18 protein-coding genes and 1 pseudogene are annotated in these 19,342 nt (G+C 63.4%); 7 read left to right on the top strand and 12 right to left on the bottom strand.

Features of this window, described 5'->3' with window-relative positions; all coding sequences use genetic code 11:
- Positions 1–24 precede the first annotated feature (24 nt).
- Positions 25–2,595 (bottom strand): ABC transporter permease, encoded by a 2,571-nt coding sequence (locus tag GD606_RS09735; RefSeq protein WP_163303543.1) that lies wholly within the window; start codon positions 2,593–2,595, stop codon positions 25–27.
- A gap of 373 nt (positions 2,596–2,968) precedes the next feature.
- On the opposite strand from GD606_RS09735, the gene GD606_RS09740 reads away from it, so the two are divergent.
- A complete protein-coding gene (locus GD606_RS09740; protein WP_163303542.1) occupies positions 2,969–4,990 on the top strand; it encodes a methyl-accepting chemotaxis protein in 2,022 nt (673 codons plus the stop codon).
- Between the two features lie 90 nt (positions 4,991–5,080).
- Here GD606_RS09740 and GD606_RS09745 read toward each other — a convergent pair whose 3' ends face one another.
- From GD606_RS09745 to GD606_RS09770, 6 genes are all read right to left on the bottom strand, one after another.
- Positions 5,081–5,608: a hypothetical protein gene (locus GD606_RS09745; protein WP_163303541.1), complete on the bottom strand. Its 528-nt coding sequence runs from the start codon at positions 5,606–5,608 to the stop codon at positions 5,081–5,083.
- Positions 5,609–5,876: 268 nt separating this feature from the next.
- Positions 5,877–6,500: a recombination-associated protein RdgC gene (locus GD606_RS09750; protein WP_163303544.1), complete on the bottom strand. Its 624-nt coding sequence runs from the start codon at positions 6,498–6,500 to the stop codon at positions 5,877–5,879.
- Positions 6,501–6,619: 119 nt separating this feature from the next.
- Complete coding sequence (locus GD606_RS09755) at positions 6,620–7,600, bottom strand: SAM-dependent methyltransferase (RefSeq protein ID WP_163303545.1); 981 nt, start codon at positions 7,598–7,600, stop codon at positions 6,620–6,622.
- Between the two features lie 30 nt (positions 7,601–7,630).
- Positions 7,631–9,229: a SpoIIE family protein phosphatase gene (locus tag GD606_RS09760; protein ID WP_163303546.1), complete on the bottom strand. Its 1,599-nt coding sequence runs from the start codon at positions 9,227–9,229 to the stop codon at positions 7,631–7,633.
- 19 nt (positions 9,230–9,248) lie between these two features.
- Positions 9,249–9,590 (bottom strand): STAS domain-containing protein, encoded by a 342-nt coding sequence (locus tag GD606_RS09765; protein WP_163303547.1) that lies wholly within the window; start codon positions 9,588–9,590, stop codon positions 9,249–9,251.
- Positions 9,591–9,701: 111 nt separating this feature from the next.
- Complete coding sequence (locus GD606_RS09770) at positions 9,702–11,195, bottom strand: aminotransferase-like domain-containing protein (protein WP_163303548.1); 1,494 nt, start codon at positions 11,193–11,195, stop codon at positions 9,702–9,704.
- Between the two features lie 236 nt (positions 11,196–11,431).
- Between GD606_RS09770 and GD606_RS09775 the strand changes: the two genes are divergently transcribed.
- The 4 genes from GD606_RS09775 to GD606_RS09790 all read left to right on the top strand — a co-directional run bounded on the left by GD606_RS09775 (position 11,432) and on the right by GD606_RS09790 (position 14,160).
- Positions 11,432–11,794 carry a DUF2917 domain-containing protein gene (locus GD606_RS09775; RefSeq protein ID WP_163303549.1) on the top strand — a complete coding sequence of 121 codons (363 nt, stop codon included), beginning with the start codon at positions 11,432–11,434 and terminating at the stop codon, positions 11,792–11,794.
- A gap of 74 nt (positions 11,795–11,868) precedes the next feature.
- Positions 11,869–12,312 (top strand): CGGC domain-containing protein, encoded by a 444-nt coding sequence (locus tag GD606_RS09780; protein WP_163303550.1) that lies wholly within the window; start codon positions 11,869–11,871, stop codon positions 12,310–12,312.
- 20 nt (positions 12,313–12,332) lie between these two features.
- Positions 12,333–12,674, top strand: a complete 342-nt coding sequence (locus tag GD606_RS09785; protein WP_163303551.1) for a DHCW motif cupin fold protein — start codon at positions 12,333–12,335, stop codon at positions 12,672–12,674.
- 139 nt (positions 12,675–12,813) lie between these two features.
- Entirely contained in the window at positions 12,814–14,160 is a 1,347-nt protein-coding gene (locus GD606_RS09790; RefSeq protein WP_163303451.1) for an ATP-dependent 6-phosphofructokinase, read from the top strand.
- A gap of 27 nt (positions 14,161–14,187) precedes the next feature.
- On the opposite strand, the gene GD606_RS09795 is transcribed toward GD606_RS09790, so the two are convergent.
- Together GD606_RS09795 and GD606_RS09800 are read right to left on the bottom strand one after the other, a co-directional pair.
- A complete protein-coding gene (locus GD606_RS09795; RefSeq protein ID WP_163303452.1) occupies positions 14,188–14,493 on the bottom strand; it encodes a Dabb family protein in 306 nt (101 codons plus the stop codon).
- A gap of 33 nt (positions 14,494–14,526) precedes the next feature.
- Positions 14,527–14,829 carry a helix-turn-helix domain-containing protein gene (locus tag GD606_RS09800; protein WP_163303453.1) on the bottom strand — a complete coding sequence of 101 codons (303 nt, stop codon included), beginning with the start codon at positions 14,827–14,829 and terminating at the stop codon, positions 14,527–14,529.
- Positions 14,830–15,104: 275 nt separating this feature from the next.
- Here GD606_RS09800 and GD606_RS20520 point away from each other — a divergent pair.
- Positions 15,105–15,263: pseudogene (locus tag GD606_RS20520) on the top strand (transposase); the annotation flags it as partial.
- Here GD606_RS20520 and GD606_RS09805 read toward each other — a convergent pair.
- On the bottom strand, positions 15,244–15,519 hold the full coding sequence (locus GD606_RS09805; RefSeq protein WP_163303454.1) for a hypothetical protein: 276 nt from the start codon (positions 15,517–15,519) through the stop codon (positions 15,244–15,246). The pseudogene GD606_RS20520 and the gene GD606_RS09805 overlap by 20 nt on opposite strands.
- Between GD606_RS09805 and GD606_RS09810 the strand changes: the two genes are divergently transcribed.
- Positions 15,503–17,053 (top strand): MFS transporter, encoded by a 1,551-nt coding sequence (locus GD606_RS09810; RefSeq protein ID WP_163303455.1) that lies wholly within the window; start codon positions 15,503–15,505, stop codon positions 17,051–17,053. The two genes, GD606_RS09805 and GD606_RS09810, sit on opposite strands and share 17 nt — an antisense overlap.
- A gap of 46 nt (positions 17,054–17,099) precedes the next feature.
- Here the strand turns inward: GD606_RS09810 and GD606_RS09815 are convergent, their stop codons facing one another.
- The gene (locus tag GD606_RS09815; protein ID WP_163303456.1) at positions 17,100–18,623 is read right to left on the bottom strand and encodes a class I adenylate-forming enzyme family protein; all 1,524 of its coding nucleotides are present in this window, start codon (positions 18,621–18,623) and stop codon (positions 17,100–17,102) included.
- 80 nt (positions 18,624–18,703) lie between these two features.
- Complete coding sequence (locus tag GD606_RS09820; RefSeq protein WP_163303457.1) at positions 18,704–19,207, bottom strand: hypothetical protein; 504 nt, start codon at positions 19,205–19,207, stop codon at positions 18,704–18,706.
- Positions 19,208–19,342 lie beyond the last annotated feature (135 nt).

The raw sequence follows: 19,342 nt of genomic DNA on the forward strand, positions 1-19,342 counted from the left end.
GCTTCCCACCTCCCCATCACCCCCCTACTCGTTCCGCAGATACGGCCAGGCCTTCTTGCCCAAAAGCCGCACCGTGCCCCCGAGGCTCAAAAGCACGGTGAGTCCGGCGGCCAGGGCGATGGTCACAAGGGCCGGACCGGCCGTGAAGCGCCAGGTCATCTTCAGATAGCCGATGACGAACAGCGCGGCGCAGGCCGTGCCGAGGAAAAGCGCCGACAGCCCGGCGGCCGCGCCGGTCACGGCATGTTCGGCCACCAGCATGGTCAGCATGTCCCCCCGCGTGGCCCCGCAGACCTTGAAAATCACCGCCTCGCGCGACCGCGCCGCCAGCGCCCCGCCGAGCGTCTGGGCCAGGACCAGGATTCCGGCCACGAGCGTGGCCAGGGCCGAGGCGGTCACGGCCAGGCCGATCTTCTCGGCGATGGCCGTGATGTCCGAGAGCGTCTCGCCCACGCTGACCGCCGTGACGTTGGGGAAGGCGGCGGACACGGCCGCAAACAGGGCCTCGTCGGCGGCCTTGGGCGCCCCGTCCGGACGCGGCGGCTCCGGCGCGGTGTAGGCCGTGGCCAGATAGGTCAGGGGCAGGCCGTCGAGCGACCCGGGCGAGAGCACGAAAACGTAGTTGATGCCGAGCGACAGCCAGTTGATGCGCCGAAAACTGGTCACGGTCACGTCGATCTCCCGGCCCTGGACGTTGATGGTCACGGTGTCGCCCAGGCGCACCCCATAGCCTGCGGCGGCCTCGGCATCCATGGAGGCCAGGGGCGGCCCGGCATAGTCCGGCGGCCAGAAGGCCCCGGCCACGATGGCGGAATTCTCCGGCGGGGTGCGGGAAAAGGTCATGCCCCGGTCCCCCCGGGCCACCCAGGCCGTGTCCGGATCGACATTGGCCTTCTCGGCCGCCATGCCGCGCACCTTGACGATGCGCCCGCGCAGGTTGGGCGCGGTCTGCACGGCCGTGACCCCGGGCGTTTGGCGCGCCGCCTCCTCGAAGGCGGCCAGTTGGTGGGGCTGGATGTCGATGAAAAAATAGGCCGGGGCCTTTTCCGGCAGCTCCCGGGTGACCAGTTCGCGGAAATTGGCGTCCACCAAGGCCATGGCCGACAGCGCCGTCAGCCCAAGCCCAAGCGCCGCCACCACCCCGGCCGCCGCGTTGCCCGGCCGCCTCAGCCCCGACACGGCCAGGGCTAAAAGCGGATGGCGCGGCAGGGGGAAAAGGTGCAGCCCGCGCAGCAAGGCCCACCCCGCCCCCCGCAGGACCACGGCGGACAGCACGGCCGCGCCGACAAAGCCCAGCCCCAGCCGCCGGTCGCCGGTAATCCCCACGGCCAGGGCCGCGATGCCCAGGCCGCAGACCGCCGTCACGGCCAAAACGCCCCATCCCGGGCGGCCGGCGGGAAGCTCGCCGTAGCCGCGAAAAAGCGTCAGGGGCGAGATGCGTCCGGCGGCGGACAGGGGCGGCAGGCTGAAAAATAGCGTGGTCAGAAGCCCGAAGGCGGCGGCCGTGCCCAGGGCGGCAGGCGACAGAACAGGGACGATGCGCACCGGCGACAGCTCCCCCAGAAGCGGGGCCACGGCAAAGGGCGCGCCCGCCCCCATGGCCAGCCCCAGGCCGATGCCCAGGGCGGCCAGGAAAAGGATCTGGAGCAGGCAGACGAGAAAGAGCACCCGGGAGGAGGCCCCCACGGAGCGCATGGCCGCCAGGGACGTGGCCCGGGCGTTGATCTGGCCGCGAACGGCCCCGGCCACGCCAAGCCCGCCCAAAAGCAGGGCGGACAGCCCCACCAGCCCCATGATGCCGGTTAAGCGTTCGAAAAATCCGGACAGGCCCGGCGAGGCTCCCGAGGCCTGGCGCACCCGCCAGGAGGCCCCGGGAAAGGCGCTCTCGAGCGCGGCGACAAGGGCCGCAGGATCGCGCCCCGGGGCCAGGGCCACCCTGTAGGCGTAGCGCAATAGGCTCCCCGGCTGCACCAGCCCCGTGGCCGCCAGACTGTTTTCGGCCACCACAAAACGCGGCCCGAACCCCCAAAAGCTCATCATGCGATCCGGCTCCCGCACGAGGACGGCCCGGATGGCGTAGCTCGCCTGTCCCAGACGTACCGTGTCGCCCACGGCCAGCCCCAGCCGGGACATGAGCTCCGGCGCGGCCACGGCCCCGGGCAGGCCGCCTTCTTCGGCCAGGGCCTGGGTCAGGGGCATGTCCGGGGACAGCGCCACCGCGCCGACCAGGGGATAGGCGTCGTCCACAGCCCGAAGCGACACCAGGGCGCGCCGCAGGCCCCCGCCGCCGACCCCGGCCGTGACCATGGCCCGCATGGAGACGATGCCCGAGACCCTCCCGGCGGCGGCAAGCTGGGCCAGGGGAGCGGCATCAAGCGGCGCGCCCGGCGAGGTGACCTCCACATCGCCGCCCAGGAGCAGGGCCGCGTCTGCGGCCAGCCCGGCCCTGAGTCCGGCGGACAGGCTCAACACCCCGCACACGGCGGCCACGCCCAGGGCCAGACAGGCCAAAAAGACCCGCATCCCGGAAAATCCGCCGCGCAGTTCGCGCCGGGCCAGCCGCCCGGCCACGCGTATGTCGCTCGCCAGTTTCACCAGGGCCTCCGTATCGTCGCATTGATCGTCGCCGATGTCGTACCTGCCCCGGAGGAGGCTTACAAGTCTCCCGCCTCCGGTTCCCCCACCCTGCCTGGGACGCCGAAGACCACGAGATGCTTCTCCCCACGGCGTTTCATGGTGCAGCGGCCCACGGTGGCGACAAAAACGAACAGCCTTTCCCCCAACCCTCGTTTTTCGATGCATATTACGACATCCAAACCGCCCAGTCCGGGGAAAATATCATTGCAAGTGAACAAAAACTCCGTAAGATGCAGCCTCATGCTGAAGGTTCCCGCCCCGCCAGACACGTTTCCTGGTGCGATGGTCGGGGTTCTTACGCCAAACGACGAGCCAGCCAGGGGAGGGTGCGATGAAAAACATCAAACTAGGATTGAAGATCGGTCTAGGGTTCGGCCTGCTCATCGCCATCGCCTGCGTCCTGGGCGGCATGGCCGTGGTCAACATGCGCGGCGTGGAGACGGACGCCACGAGGCTCGCCGTGGAATACGTGCCGGAAGCATATATCGCCAACGACGTGGAACGCCACGCCCAGTTGGCCATGTACGCCTGGCGCGGCTATGCCTTTTCCGGCGCGGATAGCTTCAAGACCGAGGGCCTCAAGGAACTCGACCTCGTCAAGAAATACATCGCCGACGCGGCGGCCCATGCCGAAAAATATACCGCGCTGGTCAAGCTCAAGGAAAACGCGGCCATCGCCAAGGCCAAGCTCGAGGACTACGTCAAGCAGGCCACGGCGACGGATGCGGGGATCACCACCGGAGAGAAGCTCCTGGCTACCATGGGGGCCGCCGCCGAGACGTTCGGGAAGAACTGCGATGATTTCCTGGCCTCCCAAAACGAGGCCCTGCAAAAAGAAATCGCCGATGGCGCCGCCCCGGACAAGCTCAAGGAGCGCGCCCAAAAAATTACCTGGATCAATGATGTCATCGGCATCAACAACGCCCTGCGCATCAACGTCTGGAAGGCCCAGACCCTGCGCGATACGGCGCTTATGGATTTAGCCGTGGCCAGCTTCGCCAAAATTGACGAGCCGCTTTCCAAGCTGCGGGCCGTGACCCGCCAGGAGGTCAACGTCAAGCAGCTTAACGCCGTCCGGGAGTCCTCCGACGCCTACAAAAAGGCCCTGGAGGAGTTCAAGGCCAACTTCCAGGCCCTGGCCGAAACCGCCAAAAAGCGCGAAGCGGCGGGGACCGAGGTGCGTCAGGCGGCCCAGGCTACGGCAGCCGCCGCCCTGGACCAAACCCAGGAGATATCCAACACCGCCGTGGCGAACCTGGGCCAAGCCTCGACCATCATGATCATCGGACTGGCCGTGGCCCTGGCCATCGGCATCATCGTGGCGATCTTTTTGACCCGGGGCATCACCAAGCCCGTGATCATGGGCGTGGAGTTCGCCCGGGCCATGGCCCAGGGCGATTTCACCAAAAAACTTGAAATCGACCAGAAGGACGAGATCGGCAACCTGGCCTCGGCCTTAAACGAGATGGTGGACCGCCTGCGCGAGGTGGTGGCCGAAGTGCAGTCGGCCTCGGAAAACGTGGCCTCGGGCAGCGAGGAACTGGCCTCCTCGGCCCAGAGCATGTCCCAGGGGGCCACGGAGCAGGCCGCCAACGTTGAGGAAATCTCCTCCTCCATGGAAGAGATGACCTCCAACATCCGCCAGAACGCCGACAACGCCCAGCAGACCCAGCAGATCGCCCTCAAGGCCGCAACCGACGCCGAGGAAGGCGGCTCGGCGGTCATGCAGGCCGTCACGGCCATGAAAAACATCGCCGAAAAGATCTCCATCATCGAGGAAATCGCCCGGCAGACCAACCTTCTGGCCTTAAACGCCGCCATCGAGGCCGCCCGGGCCGGCGAGCACGGCAAGGGCTTCGCCGTGGTGGCCGCCGAGGTCAGAAAGCTGGCCGAACGCAGCGGCGCGGCCGCCGCCGAGATCAGCGAACTGTCCTCTTCCAGCGTGCGCGTGGCCGAACAGGCCGGAGGCATGTTGACCAAGATGGTGCCGGACATCAAACGCACCGCAGATCTGGTCCAGGAAATCGCTGCCGCCAGCCAGGAGCAAAACTCCGGGGCCGAACAGATCAACAAGGCCATCCAGCAGCTCGATCAGGTGGTGCAGCAAAACGCCTCGGCTTCCGAAGAAATGGCCTCCACCTCCGAGGAACTCTCCAGCCAGGCCGAACAGCTTCAGGCCACCATCGCCTTTTTCCGGGTGGACGGCGCTGGGGCCCATCGCGGCCGCAAGGCCCCCAAGGCCCTGCCCGCCGCCTCCCATGCCCCGAAAAAGCCCGCCAAGGGCAAATCCGGCGGCAAGGGCGCGGTCATCGACATGAGCGCGGACAGCGACGAGGAATTCGAACGCTTCTAAACATCCTGCCGTCACAGACGCACAAAGGGGAGACAGCAACGCTGCCTCCCCTTTTTTTGCCCACGAGATATCGGCTCGCCTGCGGCCGCCTCAGGCCTTTTCCCCCAGCCAGTCCGCAAAGGCCCGCAACTCGGCGCGCCAGTCCGGACCCAGCCGCGCCGCCAAAAACTGGCCGTACAGCTCCTCCACGAACCCCATGCCCTTCTCGACCAAAAAGAGCTTCTCCAGGATGGGGCCGTCGGGGTCTTCGCCCTCGGCCGCCCGGGTCTCGATTTTGGGGGTGCGCAGGGCGTTGAGGCTCAAATCGTCGGCCTTGAGCTGCACCATCCAGGTGTTGCCGTCCTGCTCCAGACGCAAAAGAGCCCGGTCCACCCGCTTCCCGGCCTTGAGCCCTTCCCGGGCCTCGGCGAACGCGGCGTTCGGGCCGCTGACCACGGCCGTCTCCACGTTGTCGCCCTCGCCGCCGCGCACGGACACCTTCTGCTCCAGATAGACGTTGACCTCGCCGCCATCGGCCATGCGAAACAGCCAGCCGTTCTTCTCGCTGCGAAACCAGAGCCAGGTCAAAAAATCCTGCCCCAGGATGGCATCCTTCAGGGCCGCCGTATTCACATCCATATGTTGCTCCCTCGCCCCGACCTGTCGCCGGGGCTGCCGCCCCGGACCCCGCCCGGGGGAAATCATTTCCCCCGTACCCCCTGGCTCCGGCCGGTTTCTCCCGGCGCGTCGCGCCGGGAGAAACCGGCCGGAAATCCAGGTGGTACGGAGAACGTGATGTCTCCCGAGCGCGGACGCGAAGCGCGCCAGAGTTTTTTGAAGGGGGGTCCAGGGGGAAACTTTTTTGCAAAAAAGTTTCCCCCCTGGCCGCCGCAGGCCGCTTTTCGTCCTATGCGCCAGCCGCGAAGGGGCTGGGTTCGATGTCCTCGAGTTCCTTGGTCCGGGCCTCGCCCAGGATGCGCGCCGCCAAAAAGGACGGGGTCATGCGTTCCAGGTGCAGCTCGAAGGTCAGGGTGAACAGATCCTCGAACAACTCCTGCACCTTGGAATTGGTGGAATTGAGGTACACATCGTGGGTGTCCACGTTCCACACCACGTCGAACACGGCCGGGATGGGCAGGCTGCGGGCCATGAGCCGCAATTTGACCTGTTCGGCGAGTTCGGTCTTGCGGTCCTTGGTCACGAAATTGCGTCCGTCTTCCTTCCCGGCCTGCCGTTCGGCGTCCAGGGCCACGCGCAGATGCTTCTTGAACACGGCGGGCGAGATGCGCCGGGTGTCCAGACGCAGGGCGAAGAGCAGATAGTGGGCCTTCTGGGGCGGAGCCGAGGCGAACCGGTTGTCCAGCATGTCCTCGAAGGACACCCAGCCGAAAGACCGCTCATCGGCCGTGGCGTCGATGTCCTGGAAGGCGTGGTGTTTGAGGATGTCCACGGGCTCCCGGAGCACGGCGTCCGGGACGTCACCGACGATTTTATAGCGGGTGAAGCTTCCGCTGGCCGACATAAGGGGCACGGCATCCTCCTCTGATGTCCGGGGCGACCCGGCATGGTGGGCATGTTTTTCGATCCCGCAAGGGGACGGGGGCGAGTGTAGCCGCAATCCGCCCCAGACGCAAAGCCGGGGGCGGGGGCCTACGGCGCGGGGGAATCCTGCGGGGCGGACGGGCCGAGGGCTGCGGCGAAACGATCCAGGCCGTGATCCTCGCCCGGCCGCAGGCGCACGAAGGTCAGTTCATGTTTGTTGTGGGACAGGTGCATGAGCCTGCCGCCGGGGATGGCCGCAAGTTCGGCGATGGCGGAAAAATCCGTCTCGCCCTGGAACTTGACCGTGCACACCAGACGCGGGCAGTCGGGCCGGGCCACAAGGCGGGTGAGAAAGGTCACCAGCCGGGAGGGATAGCAGATCACGTCCCAAAAAAGCCAGGACAGGCCGGGATGGTCGGCCACATCCACGGCAAAGGCGCTGCCTGCAAGGGACGACACCCCGGGCATGGCCGCCACGCGCGGGTCCAGCGGGGCCTTGTCCACGCAGGTCACCCGGGCCCCGAGACCGGCCAGCACCCAGGTCCAGCCGCCGGGGCTGCCCCCCAGGTCCAGGCAGACGTCGCCTGCGCCGGGCATGGTCCCCAGGCGGGTCAGGGCCTCCCACAGCTTGAGATAGGCCCGGTTGGGCGGGCCTTCCCGGTCCTCGTCGAACCGGTAGTCGCCGCCGGGCACAGGCTCGGAGGTTTTCGGGGAATAAAGCAGGGTGCCCTCGTCCCACAGGGTGAACGCCCCCAGGGGGGAGCTCGGCAGGGGCTCGCCGAAGACCAGGGGCCGGGCCGAGACCTTGGGGAGCTTGGCGACCACCAGGGCCGCACGCCGGAAATGCCCCACGGGCGCGCAGGCCCAGTTGCGCTGTACGGCTTTGAGGGTCTTGGCCGCGTCCGAGATGGAGGCCATGGGCGAAAAGGCCGGTTCAAGCCAGATGTTAGCCGCAAAGGCGGCGGGATATGGCGGCCCGGCGGCCACGACCAGGGGTTCGCGCACGGCCGTGATCTCGCGTACGGTCCCGAGCTCGCGAGTCAGGTCGGGCAAAAGCCCTTGGGGCGCCTGATAGACGGTGAAGTTCATGGTCTGCATGGGAAAGAAGTGAACGGCGGCCTAGGCGTCAGGCCCCAGATATTCCAGGCCAAGGAGGCTGATGTCGTCGCGGGGCCGGGCGTCGCCGCCGAAAATGTCGAGCCCCCGGCCCACGGCGGCCACGGTCTCGGTCACGGGCCGGTCGGCGGCGGGCCGCACGATGTCGAAAAACCGCCCTTCCCCGAAATAGTCCCCGGCCTCGTTCTGGAAATCCACCAACCCGTCGCTATACAAAAACACCTTCTCGCCCGGGGCCAGGGTGCGGGTGGTTTCCTCGAAGGGGGCGAAGCCCTCCAGGCCGATGATGGTGCCCCGGTCGTCCAGGGTTTCCAGGCGGCCGTCCGGAAAAAGCAGCACGGGCGAGGGGTGGCCGGCGTTGGCGTAGGTCAGAAGCCCCGTGCGCACGTTTAAGACCAGATAGGCGATGGTGAAAAACCTGGAGAACTTGATGTAGGGAAATTCCCAGTCCAGGCGGGTGAGCACGTCCTTGGGCGGGGCCACGGCGATGCCGCCGGCCATACGGTCGATGAGCGTGCTTCGCTGGTAATGCATGAAGTTGTAGACCGACAGGGCCACCAGGGACGAGGCCACGCCGTGCCCGGACACGTCGAGCATGTACAGGCCCACATGGTCCGGCCCCAGGGGAAAGACGTTGAAGATGTCGCCGCCAATGGTCTCGCAGGGCCGGAACTCCCAGGCGAAGCGAAAGGTCCGGTTGGCCGAGACGCGCCGTGGCAGAAGGCTCTGCTGGATCTCGGCGGCGGCGTCCAGATCCTGCTGGTGGCGGCTTTGTTTTTTGAGCAGTTCGCGCTTCTGCTTTTCCAGAAAGGTGACGTCCTGGATGTTTAACACCAGGTTGCCGCCGGGCATGGAGGAAAAATGGATCTGGCAGAACCGGTGCAGGCGGTTTTTGTCCAGGCAGGGATAGATGGCGTGCCAGACATGACCGGCCAGGACGCCGCCGGGAAAATTGTCCCGCACGTCCTGGGCCAGGGTGGTTTCCGGGAAGACCACCCGGGCGAATTCGTCCAGGGTGGCGAACGCCCCGGCGGAATAGCCGAAGATCCGCTCCATGCCCGGGCTGCAAAACACGAATTCCCCGCTGGGCGCGGCCACGGCGATGCCGTCGCCGGAATGCTCCAGGATGGCGGCGGTGAATTCCTTTTCGGCGCGCAGTTCGCGCTCCCGGGCCTTGCGCTCGTCGGTCTCCCGTTTGAGGCGAAGCGCCGCCTCCACCCGGGCGGCCATCTCGGCCATGCGACCCTGCTTTTTGACGTAATCCAGGGCCCCGGCGGCAAAGGCCCGCTCCAGACATTCCTCGTCGTCGCTGACGGTGATCATGATCACGGGGATGTCCCGAAAGGCGGGGTCGGCCTTGATCCGGGCCAGGGTCTTAATGCCGCCCATGCCCGGCATGATGAGATCCATGATCACCAAATCGACGCCGCACCGGGAGAACTGCCCGGTCCAGGCAAGTTCCTGGGCCAGAATCGCCAGGGCCGTTTCCCCGTCCCCGGCCTCCAGGATCGTCCGCGCCCCCGGCAGGGGGGCGAAACGTTCCAGCATGTCGCGTAAAAAAAAGCGGTAGGCCTCGGAATCGTCGACGATCAGGATGCGCATGGTGGGGTCCAAAGAGATGTCATGCCGACCGGTCGCTCCCGTCTTCCCGGTTTTGCCCCATGGCGAAAAAGTCGCTTAAGCGCAGCATACTCAAAAGTTTTTTTATCTGGGGGCTGGGATTTTGCAATCGGAAGCACCGCCCCGCGGACTCGGCCCGGCGCCGCAGTCCGATGAGAAACCCGATCCCGGAACTGTCCATGAAGGTCACACCGGAAAGGTCGGCCACCACTTCACGGCAGCCGTCGGCGGAGAGGAGGTGTTCCATGCGCACCTTGTATTCCTGGATCATGTCCATGACGATTTCGCCGCCAAGCACCATGACCACGCGCTCACCTTCACGCCGAACCTCAAAGCATTCCATTGCGATCCCCTTCCTGCGGCGTGGCGGTCAGACACCCCGGCCAACGCCGTTTACGGATGTATCCTATCCCTATCCTCTTTGTTGCCTCTGGGCAACGGACAATCGCCGCCTTTAACGCATGCCGGAGGCGGAAAGCGCCCGGGGCGACGGATCGCCAGCGGTCTCGGCCGCCATGTCCGCAGCCAGCTGCCCCAGACGGCGCACCCCGTCCTGGTAGGGCTCGGTCAGGGGGGTTCCGTAGCTTAACCGGACGCAGGTGTTGAACTTGTCCTGGGTGGAGAAAATACCTCCCGGGGCCACGCCGATGCCCGCCTCCTTGGCCCGGAAATAAAATTCGCCGCCATCCACGCCGCCGGGAAGCTCGATCCACATGACCGAGCCGCCACGCGGATTGGTGGCCTTGGTTCCGGGTGGAAAATGGCTTCCCACCAGGGCGCGCATGGTGCGCATCTGGGATTCCAAGGCCTGCTGCAGGCGGCGCAGGTGGCGGTCGAAGCCGCCCAGGCGCAGATATTCGGCCACGGCCAACTGGGTGGGCGTGGCCGAACACACGTTGGTGGTGCCTTTGAAATCAAAGGCCCGGTCGTAGAACCGGCCGGGGATGATCCAACCCACCCGGTATCCGGCGGACAGGGTCTTGGAAAAGGAGGAGCAGGTCAGAACCAGCCCCTTTTCGTCGAAGCTTTTCATGATGGGCGGGCGCGTGGGGTCGTAGTGCATCTCGCCATACACGTCGTCCTCGATAAGCGGGATGTCCCTGGCCGCCAGCATGGCCACGATCTCCCGCTTGGCCGCCTCGGGCATGAGCGCGCCGTCGGGATTGTTGAAATTGGGGGTGAAGATGCAGGCCTTGACGTCGAACTTGCGCAGGATACCGGCCAGGTCCGCCGGGTTCACCCCGCATTCCGGGCAGGACGGGGCCTCGATGGCCCGAAGCCCCAGATATTCGAGGATCTGCAGGAAGCAGTAATAGGACGGCGAGGCGATGACCACGTTGTCCCCGGCCCGGGTCACGGCCCGCACGGCGATAAAAAGCGCCTCCAGGGCCCCGGAGGTGACCATCACCTCGGAAGGCCCCACCTCGGCCCCGGCATCCAGGCAGCGAAAGGCGATCTGGCGGCGCAGGGCCTCGTTCCCGGCCACGGTCTCATAGCGCAGGCAGGCCTCGGGATCGTCGCGCACGACCTGGGTCATGATCCTGGACAGGGTCTTGGCGGGTAAAAGCTCCTCCCCGGTCTTGGCCACGCCGAAGGGCAAAATGTCGTCGCGGCCCATGGTGTCCAAGACCTGGCGGATGAGCGTGTTGCGGCTGACCTCGCGCGGCTCGTCCGAGACGCCGGTCTTGCGGCAGGGACGCGGCAGCCTTTGGGCCCGCTCCCGCACGAAATAGCCGGACTTGGGCCTGGCCTCGATCACCCCCTGGCGCTCCAGCTCCAGATAGGCCTGGCCGATGGTGGAGACGCTGACCCCCAGCCTGGTCCCCAGCGCCCGCAGGGAGGGAATCTTCTCCCCCGGGGCCAGTTCCCCGGACTCGATGCGGGCCAGGATGTGCTTTTCCACGGCCACATAGCGGAACGTTCCGGCCCGTGCGGCGGCATGCTCCATGTCCGATCCCCCTTGGCGGCGCGCGCCGTGCATCGCGCCCCAGGCGCGGCAGGCGAGGCCTGACGGCGGTTGGTTCCTGCGACGGCGTGGCGCTCCCGACACCCGGCGGGCTGTTATGCCCATTTTTTCATAAAACTGTATCTGTCTTGATAACAGTTTTTCTGGTCTAAGCCAAGACGTAACGCGGCATGGATGCGCCGCCGACCGTCGGACACCCCAACCCGGAGGGAAGGAACATGTTTGCAAACCGCGCCCACGAAGACGTGCTCTTGGCCGGAAAAAATCTGGGACTCCTGGATGTGCTGGTGCGTCGGCTGGCCGACGCCGAATGGGTCAGGCGGCGCAAACGCTCGCTGGCCTCTCTGTTTTCCGCCCGCAAATCCCTGACCGCCACCCTGGACGACGGCAAGCCCCTGGCCGTGACCGGGGCAGGATATTGCCGGGTGGAATGCCTGTCGGGCCGGGCCTGGGTCACGGCCGAAGACGTGAGCCGGGATTTCGCCCTGGCCCCGGGGCAGCGTCTGGTCCTGGCCGACGGCGGCCGGATCGTGGTCAACGCCGTCAAGGGGACGGCCAGGGTGCGGCTGCGCTGGGCCTGAACCCGCTGGCCCGGGAACCGTCGGCCGCTCATGATTTTTGGCCTCTGACACGCCACCACTCAAGGAGGGCTCCCATGGCCCACATCGGAATTCTCATCTGCGGCCGTTACAGCTCGTGCGCCGGGGGCAAATGCCTGCGATCCATGAAGGAAAGGGTCGGCGGATTTGCGCAGTATCCCGAGACAGAGGAACTGACCCTGGTCGGATATGCCTCCTGTGGCGGGTGTCCGGGGGGAAACGTGGAATATGCGCCCCTGGAGATGATCAAAAACGGGGTGTCGGTGATCCATCTCGCCACGGGCATGGTCGTCGGCTATCCCCCCTGTCCGTACATCCGGCAGTTCAAGGAGTATATTGAAAGCGCCTTCCATATCCCAGTTGTCGTGGGCACGCACCCCATCCCCTTGAAATACCAGACGACCCACGCCTCCCTCCCTTTTTGGAAGGACATGGGGATGGCCGACCTTGCCGGACGCCTCTTCGCGGAAGACCGCCAGACCATGGCGCTTTACGACTAACCCGAACACGGAGCAGGCACATGAACATGGGCCACATCCCCTTTGGCGTCACCGACTGGGAAGGCGTGGAAACGACGGAACACCCGGGGACGACCGGCACGGCGCTCTGGCGCACCCGGACCTTCGGCCCGGCCGAAAACCCCATCCGGGTCCGCATGGTTTCCTATTCGCCAGGATATCTGGCCGACCACTGGTGCCGCAAGGGGCACATCCTGCTGTGCCTGGAAGGCGAATTGCACACCACGCTTGAAGACGGCAGGCGCTTCACCCTCACCCCCGGCATGAGCTACCAGGTGGCCGACAACGCCGAGGCGCACCAATCGGCGACCCCGACCGGGGCGAAGCTGTTCATCGTCGATTAAGGGGAGTCGCCCGGCGCTCCCCCCGCCGCCCCCAGGCCGTCGCCCCATCGTGACCGGCCCGCCTTGCCCGCGCAGCGGTTTGCTGGTAACCGGAAGGCTCGAAATCGAAAAACCTTCTGTCGCGCTTCCGGAGGCCCCCATGTCCGACGCCTGCCCGTTTCCGGCCATCGACGCCAGCATCCCGGTTCTCGGGACGGCCAAGATCCCCTCGCCGCTCCCCTATTGCCGGTTCATGGACGATACGGCCCGGACCAGGGTCGAGCTCACCAATGAAGACCTCGACGAAATCACCACGCCGTGCTTCGCCGAATTCGAGGTCGCCGGTCCCCGGGGCAAGATCTATTTCGACTCCTCCAAGGCCAAGGCCGCCATCGTCACCTGCGGCGGCCTGTGCCCGGGCATCAACGACGTCATCCGGGCCATCGTCATGGAGGCCCATCACAACTACGACATCGCCGCCACGTTGGGCATCCGCTACGGGCTGCAGGGCTTTATCCCCTCCTTCGGCCACTCCCTCATGGAACTGACCCCGGAAAACGTCTCGGACATCCACCAGTTCGGCGGTACCATGCTCGGGTCCAGCCGGGGACCGCAGGAAGCGGTCGACATCGTGGACGCCCTGGAACGGTTCAACGTGAGCATGCTGTTCATCATCGGCGGGGACGGCACCATGCGGGCGGCGCGAAGGATTCAGGAGGAGATCACAGCCAGACGGGGCAAGATATCGGTCATCGGCGTGCCCAAGACCATCGACAACGACATCAGCTTCGTCACCAGGTCGTTTGGCTTCGACACGGCCGTGGAAAAGGCCACCGAGGCCATCCGCTGCGCCCACACCGAGGCCCTGGGGGTCTTAAACGGCGTGGGCCTGGTCAAGGTCATGGGCCGCGAGTCGGGGTTCATCGCCGCCCAGGCCACCCTGGCCCTCAAAGAGGTCAACTACGTGCTCGTGCCGGAATATCCCTTCACGCTGCACGGCGACCACGGCCTTTTGCCGTCCCTGGAAAAACGCCTGGCCCGCCGCCGCCATGCGGTCATCGTGGCCGCCGAGGGCGCGGGGCAGCATCTGCTGGCCGCCTCGGGCAAAAAGGACGCCTCGGGCAACCCGGTCCTGGGCGACGTGGCCAGCCTTTTGACCAGCGAGATCGATGCCTATTTCAAGTCCAAAAATCTGCCCCTGACGCTCAAATACATCGACCCCAGCTACATCATCCGCTCGGTCCCGGCCAACGCCAACGACCGGGTCTATTGCGGCTTTCTGGGACAGCACGCCGTGCATGCGGCCATGGCCGGAAAGACCGGCATGGTGGTCAGCAAGCTGTTCGGCCGCTACGTCCACCTGCCCTTCGACCTGGTCACCCGCAAGCGCAAAAGGCTCAACGTGCATTCCGACTACTGGCGGGCCGTGCTGGAATCCACCGGGCAGCACGGGGTGACCCCCCTGCCCGGAGACGAGGCCACCCTGTGCCTGAATAAGGACGGCTAGCCCGGCGTCCGGCGCACGGGTCGGGCGTTATTCGAGAAAATAGTCCACCACCCGGCGTTCCTCGGCCACGGCCTTGATGAAGGCCACGCACTCCTGGTGGCGGGGGTGGACGGCGTAGGCTTTGAGGTCGGCGGCGTTGTCGAATTCGGAATAAAGGATGGCGTGGGTCTCGGGGGCGGATTCCAGGATGTCCGTGCCCACGTGCAGGCGCCTGACCTGGGGGATCACAGCGGGCAGGGCCTCCAGGATTTCCTTCATTTTCGCGGCGTTTTGGGCGCGCGTGCCGTGTTCGGTCTGTTCCTTGAGCTTCCACATGACGATGTGTACGAGCATGGTCGGTTTCCTCTTACGGTTCGGGTGAACGGATCACACAAGGCATTCCATGCCCTTGCGTTCCAGAAGATCAAGGAGCTTGGCGGAAGGCCCGCTGGGTTTTTTCCGGCCCATTTCCCACTGCTGCACCGTGGACAGGCCGACGTTCAAAAGGGCGGCGAAAACCGCCTGGCTCAAATGCGCGGATTCCCTGATCCGTTTGACGTCGGCGGCATGGAACTCCCGCCGGGGAGGCAGACACAAGGATTCGATCTGCCGCAAGGTTATGGGCGGCATTCCCCCTGCCTCGTGGATGTCCCTGGCCATTTCCAGGGCTCGCTCAAGGCGCCTGCTCATTCTCCACCCACCTGATTTCGTGCAGTTTTCCGTCGTCTAGCAGACGCATTATCACCCCGTCATCCGCCGCGAGGCAACATTCGCAGGCCCGGGCAAGGGCCTCCGCTTCGCGGGGAGTGGCGACACCAACAACGCGCCTCGTGCAGGTTCTTCGAGGCCTTGTTCGGCGAACTCTACCAGCAGTGTCTCACAAAGGCCCATGGCCACAAATTCTCATGTAAAAACAAGCTGTTCATCCTGGACGCTTCGAATTCCTGACCACTCACATGACGTTACCGGCCAGGACCGTCGCCGACAACTACAAGGGCCGCTGGTAGGTCGAAATCTTCTTCCGCTTCAGCAAACAGAACCTCAACATCACGTCGTTTCTCGGAAACTCGAAAAACGCCGTCCTCTCCCATGCCTATGTGGCGTTCATCGCGTATCTGCTTCTGGCCTACCAGAAATTGCAGTCAAAGATCGGCCTGCGTCTGCATTACCTGGCCCGGCTGGTGCAACGAAATCTGTTTCAGCAATGTGAAAGACACGACCTCGTCGACCCACGACAGGAATAATCAAAGATAAATAATTACAGGAAACTATATTGAATTCCTTAATCGGACAGAATAATTTAAATTGATTTGCTGCATGAATATGATTATTTTTATGTGAAATATAACAAGGAAATGAATCCATGTCAGCATTTTTCATACCGCGACGCCTTCCGGATTTATCCTGGAATCAATGGCTGATCTGCGCAATAGCAGCTACAGGGTTTGCTTTTGATACGTATGAATTGTTGATGCTGCCCTTGATCGTAAAGCCGGCTCTTCTCGAACTCGGAGGAATTCGGCCGGGTACACCGGAATTTACCCTGTGGTTTGGCCTGTTGTTTTATATACCTGCTTTGGCGGGTGGATTATTTGGTCTTCTGGGAGGATACCTGACGGACTGCTTTGGACGAAAAAAAGTCCTGACCATCAGCATCCTTCTCTATGCCTTCGCCGCTTTTGTTGCCGGATTCTCGATCTCCTTGCCGATGCTCCTGGTGTTACGCTGCCTTGTCTTCATCGGCGTCAGTGTGGAATTCGTGGCAGCTGTAGCCTGGCTGGCGGAAATTTTTCCCGGACAGCAGCGTGAGGGGATATTGGGGATAACGCAGATTTTTTCTTCACTCGGGGGCGTCATGGTTGCCATAGCCAACGGCATCGTGACTGCCTGGTCCACAAACAGCCCTGCCCCGCTACTGCTCGGTTTCCATCTGCCGGCCCTGCAATTGCCAGCCATTGCCACCCCCCCTGTCCTTGACCTGTTTGGCGCCATTGCCAACCCGCATGCGCATTGGCGCTACACGCTGATGTCCGGCCTCATTCCGGCGATTCCGTTGCTTATGGTCAGGCCGTTTCTCCCGGAATCGCCGTTGTGGATGGAGAAACGGAAAATGGGACAGTTGCGACGCCCGAGCATCACTGAACTTTTCAGCCAGAGCCTGCGCAAGACCACCATTATCGTCACCCTGATGTTCATGCTGAGCTACGCGGCATTTTATGGCGCCATCGCGCAGGTAACCCAGATTATACCCGGTCTGCCGGAGGTGAAGGCGGATGTCGCCGTCGCATTGCAGAAGCAATTGCCGGATTCAAAGCGGGACGAATTCAATGGCCGATGGCGCGCCGAGGGAAAAACCGAATCGGAAACATCGCAGTTAATCAGCGCCGAAGAGCGCCGCATCGCTTCGGCTGTTGAACAGGCGCGCGCAGCCCAGATAATGAAGGCGCCGGAATTCGGCGGTCTCCTGGGGCGTTTTGCCCTGGCCGCCCTGGCCATCATTGTGGTTAGTCGGCGGAGGCTGCTGCGCATGTTCCTCCTGCCGGGCCTTGCCGTGATGCCTCTGACGTTCGCCTGGGCCGGGGTGACCAGTTTCTCCTGGCTGGAATGCGGCATTTTCCTGGCTGGATTCCTGACCGTTGGCCAATTCAGTTTTTGGGGCAACTATCTGCCGCAGGCGTTTCCGCTCCATTTGCGGGGCACGGGGGAAAGCTTCGCCGCCAACATCGGCGGGCGCATGATCGGCACATCCTTCGCCGCCCTCACGCAGTGGATTGCCTATTGGCTGCCGGGAAACGTCTCGAATGCAACCAGGATCGCTTATGCGGCTGCCGGAATAGCCTTCTCCTGCTATCTGCTCAACATCGTTTGCTCTTTTTGGTTGCCGGAACCAGGCGTCCGTGACCTGTCAAAATGATGCAGACGTTGGGTTCAGACCAAATGGTCGCCGCTCCACCTCGGCCTCAATTTGCCTGGCGCCCGGCCTGGGCAATACGGATGAGGCCTGCCCGGTCGACCTTGCCTCGCTGCGACAGGGGCCATTGGTCAATCCGGTGAAAGGACACCGGAATGGACTCGGGATCGACCCGGGCCGCCACCCACGCCCGAAGGGTCGCCTCTCCGGGGTCGTCGCACGTCTGCTGAAGACGATAGAACGCCACGGGAACCTGTCCGGCGATGACGTCCGGTATGCCCACAAGGACCGCCTCCGCGACGCAGGGATATTCGAGCAGCACATCCGTCACCAGCGCGGAGGCAACGTTGATGGCGTTGCGGACGATCACATCCTGGACCCGGCCCCGGAACCAATAATAGCCGTCTTCGTCCATGCAGACGAGGTCCTGGGTATCAAACCATCCCGAGCCGATGGCTTGATGCGTACGCAACGTGTCGTTCCAATATCCAACCATCCAGTTTCTCGTACGCACCAGCAGGCGGCCGGTCTCCCCCTGTTTGACATCGCGTCCGTCCGCATCCGCCAGCCGCGTGTCAACGCCGCGAAGGGGCTTGCCCATGGCCCCCGCTTTCCGGGGACCATCCAGGGGATGGGCGACGACGAGCCCGGTTTCCGTCAACCCGTACAGATTGAGCATGGGCTTTCCCATCGTCCGTTCCGCCTGTCGAATCAATTCCGGTCCTGGATGATCCCCTGTCGTTATCCAGAACCTGACGTGGGAATGATCAACCAAGGCGGCGGCCGGGTGCTCGAAAAGCCGGCGGGCCAAGGCGGGCATGACTAGGGTGTACGTGGGTCGTGCCTGGGCGTAGCGCTTCCAAAACATGTCGCTGTCCGGCTGCCCGGCCAGGAAGACGGTCCCCCCGACGCGCAACATGGCCAACACCTGATAGACGAGACAGGGTGTTCGCATGGGGGAAAACACCAGGAGCGTTTTGTCCCTGTCCGTCAGCATCAGTGTGTTGACGAGGTGTTCGGCGCGCTCCACAAGCCGGGCTTGTGCGTGCGCAATCCCTTTCGGGCGTCCGGTCGTGCCGGAGGTGAACACGAGCAACCCGATGGGATCCTGGCCGCAACAGGTTCCTTTCAGGGAATTATCCGGCACAGTGTCCATGAGATGGGCATAATCGGTGCTCCTCGGGGCCTGCCCGGCAGTAAGGACAACCGTCCCTATTTGCTTGAGCGACGCCTCAGGCAAGGCCGAAAGCAAGGCATGGTCCGTCACGATGGCTTTCGGACAGGCATCAGACAAATACAAACCATGCAAGAGAGGAGGAGCATCGAGCGACAAGGGGACAACAATCAATGAGGCACGACTGGCGGCGAGAAATGCAGTGACGAGTTCAATGCCGCTTGGAAGCAATAAAGCGATCCTGTCACCAGATTGCAGCCCTAAAGCACAAAAACCAGCCGCCAACCGATCCACATCCATGGCAAGACGGCGATACGTCACCTCCTGTCCAACGGTTGCCACAGCAATGTGACCAGGCATGAGGGTGGCGGTGCGCTCAAGAATATCCCAGATCGCCATGCACTCCTCACAAACGCCCAAAGGGGAGTTGAAGGGGCTTGCACCCGACAAACCAAGGCAAGCCCCATTCGTTTCGTTGCCTATTTATCGTATTGGACAATCGGATCATTCTTTAACGATTTAGCAAGCTGCGCACGTAGTTTTATACTATACGTTGCGCTTTTCACCACGCCAGTGCGGTCATTGCATTTTATCTTAATCTGTACGTCTTCAGACATCTTGCTGCTATATATAGTCCACTCTCCACTTTTCGTAGTCTTTACATCAGGGCCAAAGCTAGCCTTCATTACATTTAAAGTGTCTTGTTTGTTTCTTTCGGATATCTGGATTATTCTGGCATAATACTGCCCATCGACAAAGGCATAGGAGATGGCTGGGCAAGCGTTCTTATGCACCAAAAGCCGACAATTTCCGACATAGTTGTAGTACGAAACCCCGTCAGCCTGTTTGTACAAGACAAAATTTCCGTCATCTATATCTGTAAGTTTCGCTCCAAAATCAAGCTTGCCGCAATCAAACGCGTAAGAGATGCTACATGTGCAAATTGACAAAAGGAATAGACAGACAATGATAACAACTCTCATAGTATTCTCCTTTTTAGCAATTGAGACTTTATTAAATACGTATCAGCAAATGACCAATATCGCTCACAGCGACAAGCAGTGTCAAGCGAGAAGTATAGGACAACCGCTTGAAACCCTTTCGAACGATCCCCTTGA

It is taken from the genome of Desulfolutivibrio sulfodismutans DSM 3696, assembly GCF_013376455.1.
Lineage (GTDB): Bacteria > Desulfobacterota > Desulfovibrionia > Desulfovibrionales > Desulfovibrionaceae > Desulfolutivibrio > Desulfolutivibrio sulfodismutans.

Bases quoted from the DNA above. Each gene is read 5' to 3' on its own strand.
- GD606_RS09760 (WP_163303546.1), bottom strand. From the start codon at position 9,229: ATGCGCATCCTGATCGTCGACGATTCCGAGGCCTACCGCTTTTTTTTA.
- GD606_RS09755 (WP_163303545.1), bottom strand. From the start codon at position 7,600: ATGAACTTCACCGTCTATCAGGCGCCCCAAGGGCTTTTGCCCGACCTG.
- GD606_RS09800 (WP_163303453.1), bottom strand. From the start codon at position 14,829: ATGAGCAGGCGCCTTGAGCGAGCCCTGGAAATGGCCAGGGACATCCAC.
- GD606_RS09770 (WP_163303548.1), bottom strand. From the start codon at position 11,195: ATGGAGCATGCCGCCGCACGGGCCGGAACGTTCCGCTATGTGGCCGTG.
- GD606_RS09820 (WP_163303457.1), bottom strand. From the start codon at position 19,207: ATGAGAGTTGTTATCATTGTCTGTCTATTCCTTTTGTCAATTTGCACA.
- GD606_RS09780 (WP_163303550.1), top strand. From the start codon at position 11,869: ATGGCCCACATCGGAATTCTCATCTGCGGCCGTTACAGCTCGTGCGCC.
- GD606_RS09745 (WP_163303541.1), bottom strand. From the start codon at position 5,608: ATGGATGTGAATACGGCGGCCCTGAAGGATGCCATCCTGGGGCAGGAT.
- GD606_RS09810 (WP_163303455.1), top strand. From the start codon at position 15,503: ATGTCAGCATTTTTCATACCGCGACGCCTTCCGGATTTATCCTGGAAT.
- GD606_RS09765 (WP_163303547.1), bottom strand. From the start codon at position 9,590: ATGGAATGCTTTGAGGTTCGGCGTGAAGGTGAGCGCGTGGTCATGGTG.
- GD606_RS09795 (WP_163303452.1), bottom strand. From the start codon at position 14,493: ATGCTCGTACACATCGTCATGTGGAAGCTCAAGGAACAGACCGAACAC.
- GD606_RS09785 (WP_163303551.1), top strand. From the start codon at position 12,333: ATGAACATGGGCCACATCCCCTTTGGCGTCACCGACTGGGAAGGCGTG.
- GD606_RS09805 (WP_163303454.1), bottom strand. From the start codon at position 15,519: ATGAAAAATGCTGACATGGATTCATTTCCTTGTTATATTTCACATAAA.
- GD606_RS09815 (WP_163303456.1), bottom strand. From the start codon at position 18,623: ATGGCGATCTGGGATATTCTTGAGCGCACCGCCACCCTCATGCCTGGT.
- GD606_RS09790 (WP_163303451.1), top strand. From the start codon at position 12,814: ATGTCCGACGCCTGCCCGTTTCCGGCCATCGACGCCAGCATCCCGGTT.
- GD606_RS09740 (WP_163303542.1), top strand. From the start codon at position 2,969: ATGAAAAACATCAAACTAGGATTGAAGATCGGTCTAGGGTTCGGCCTG.
- GD606_RS09775 (WP_163303549.1), top strand. From the start codon at position 11,432: ATGTTTGCAAACCGCGCCCACGAAGACGTGCTCTTGGCCGGAAAAAAT.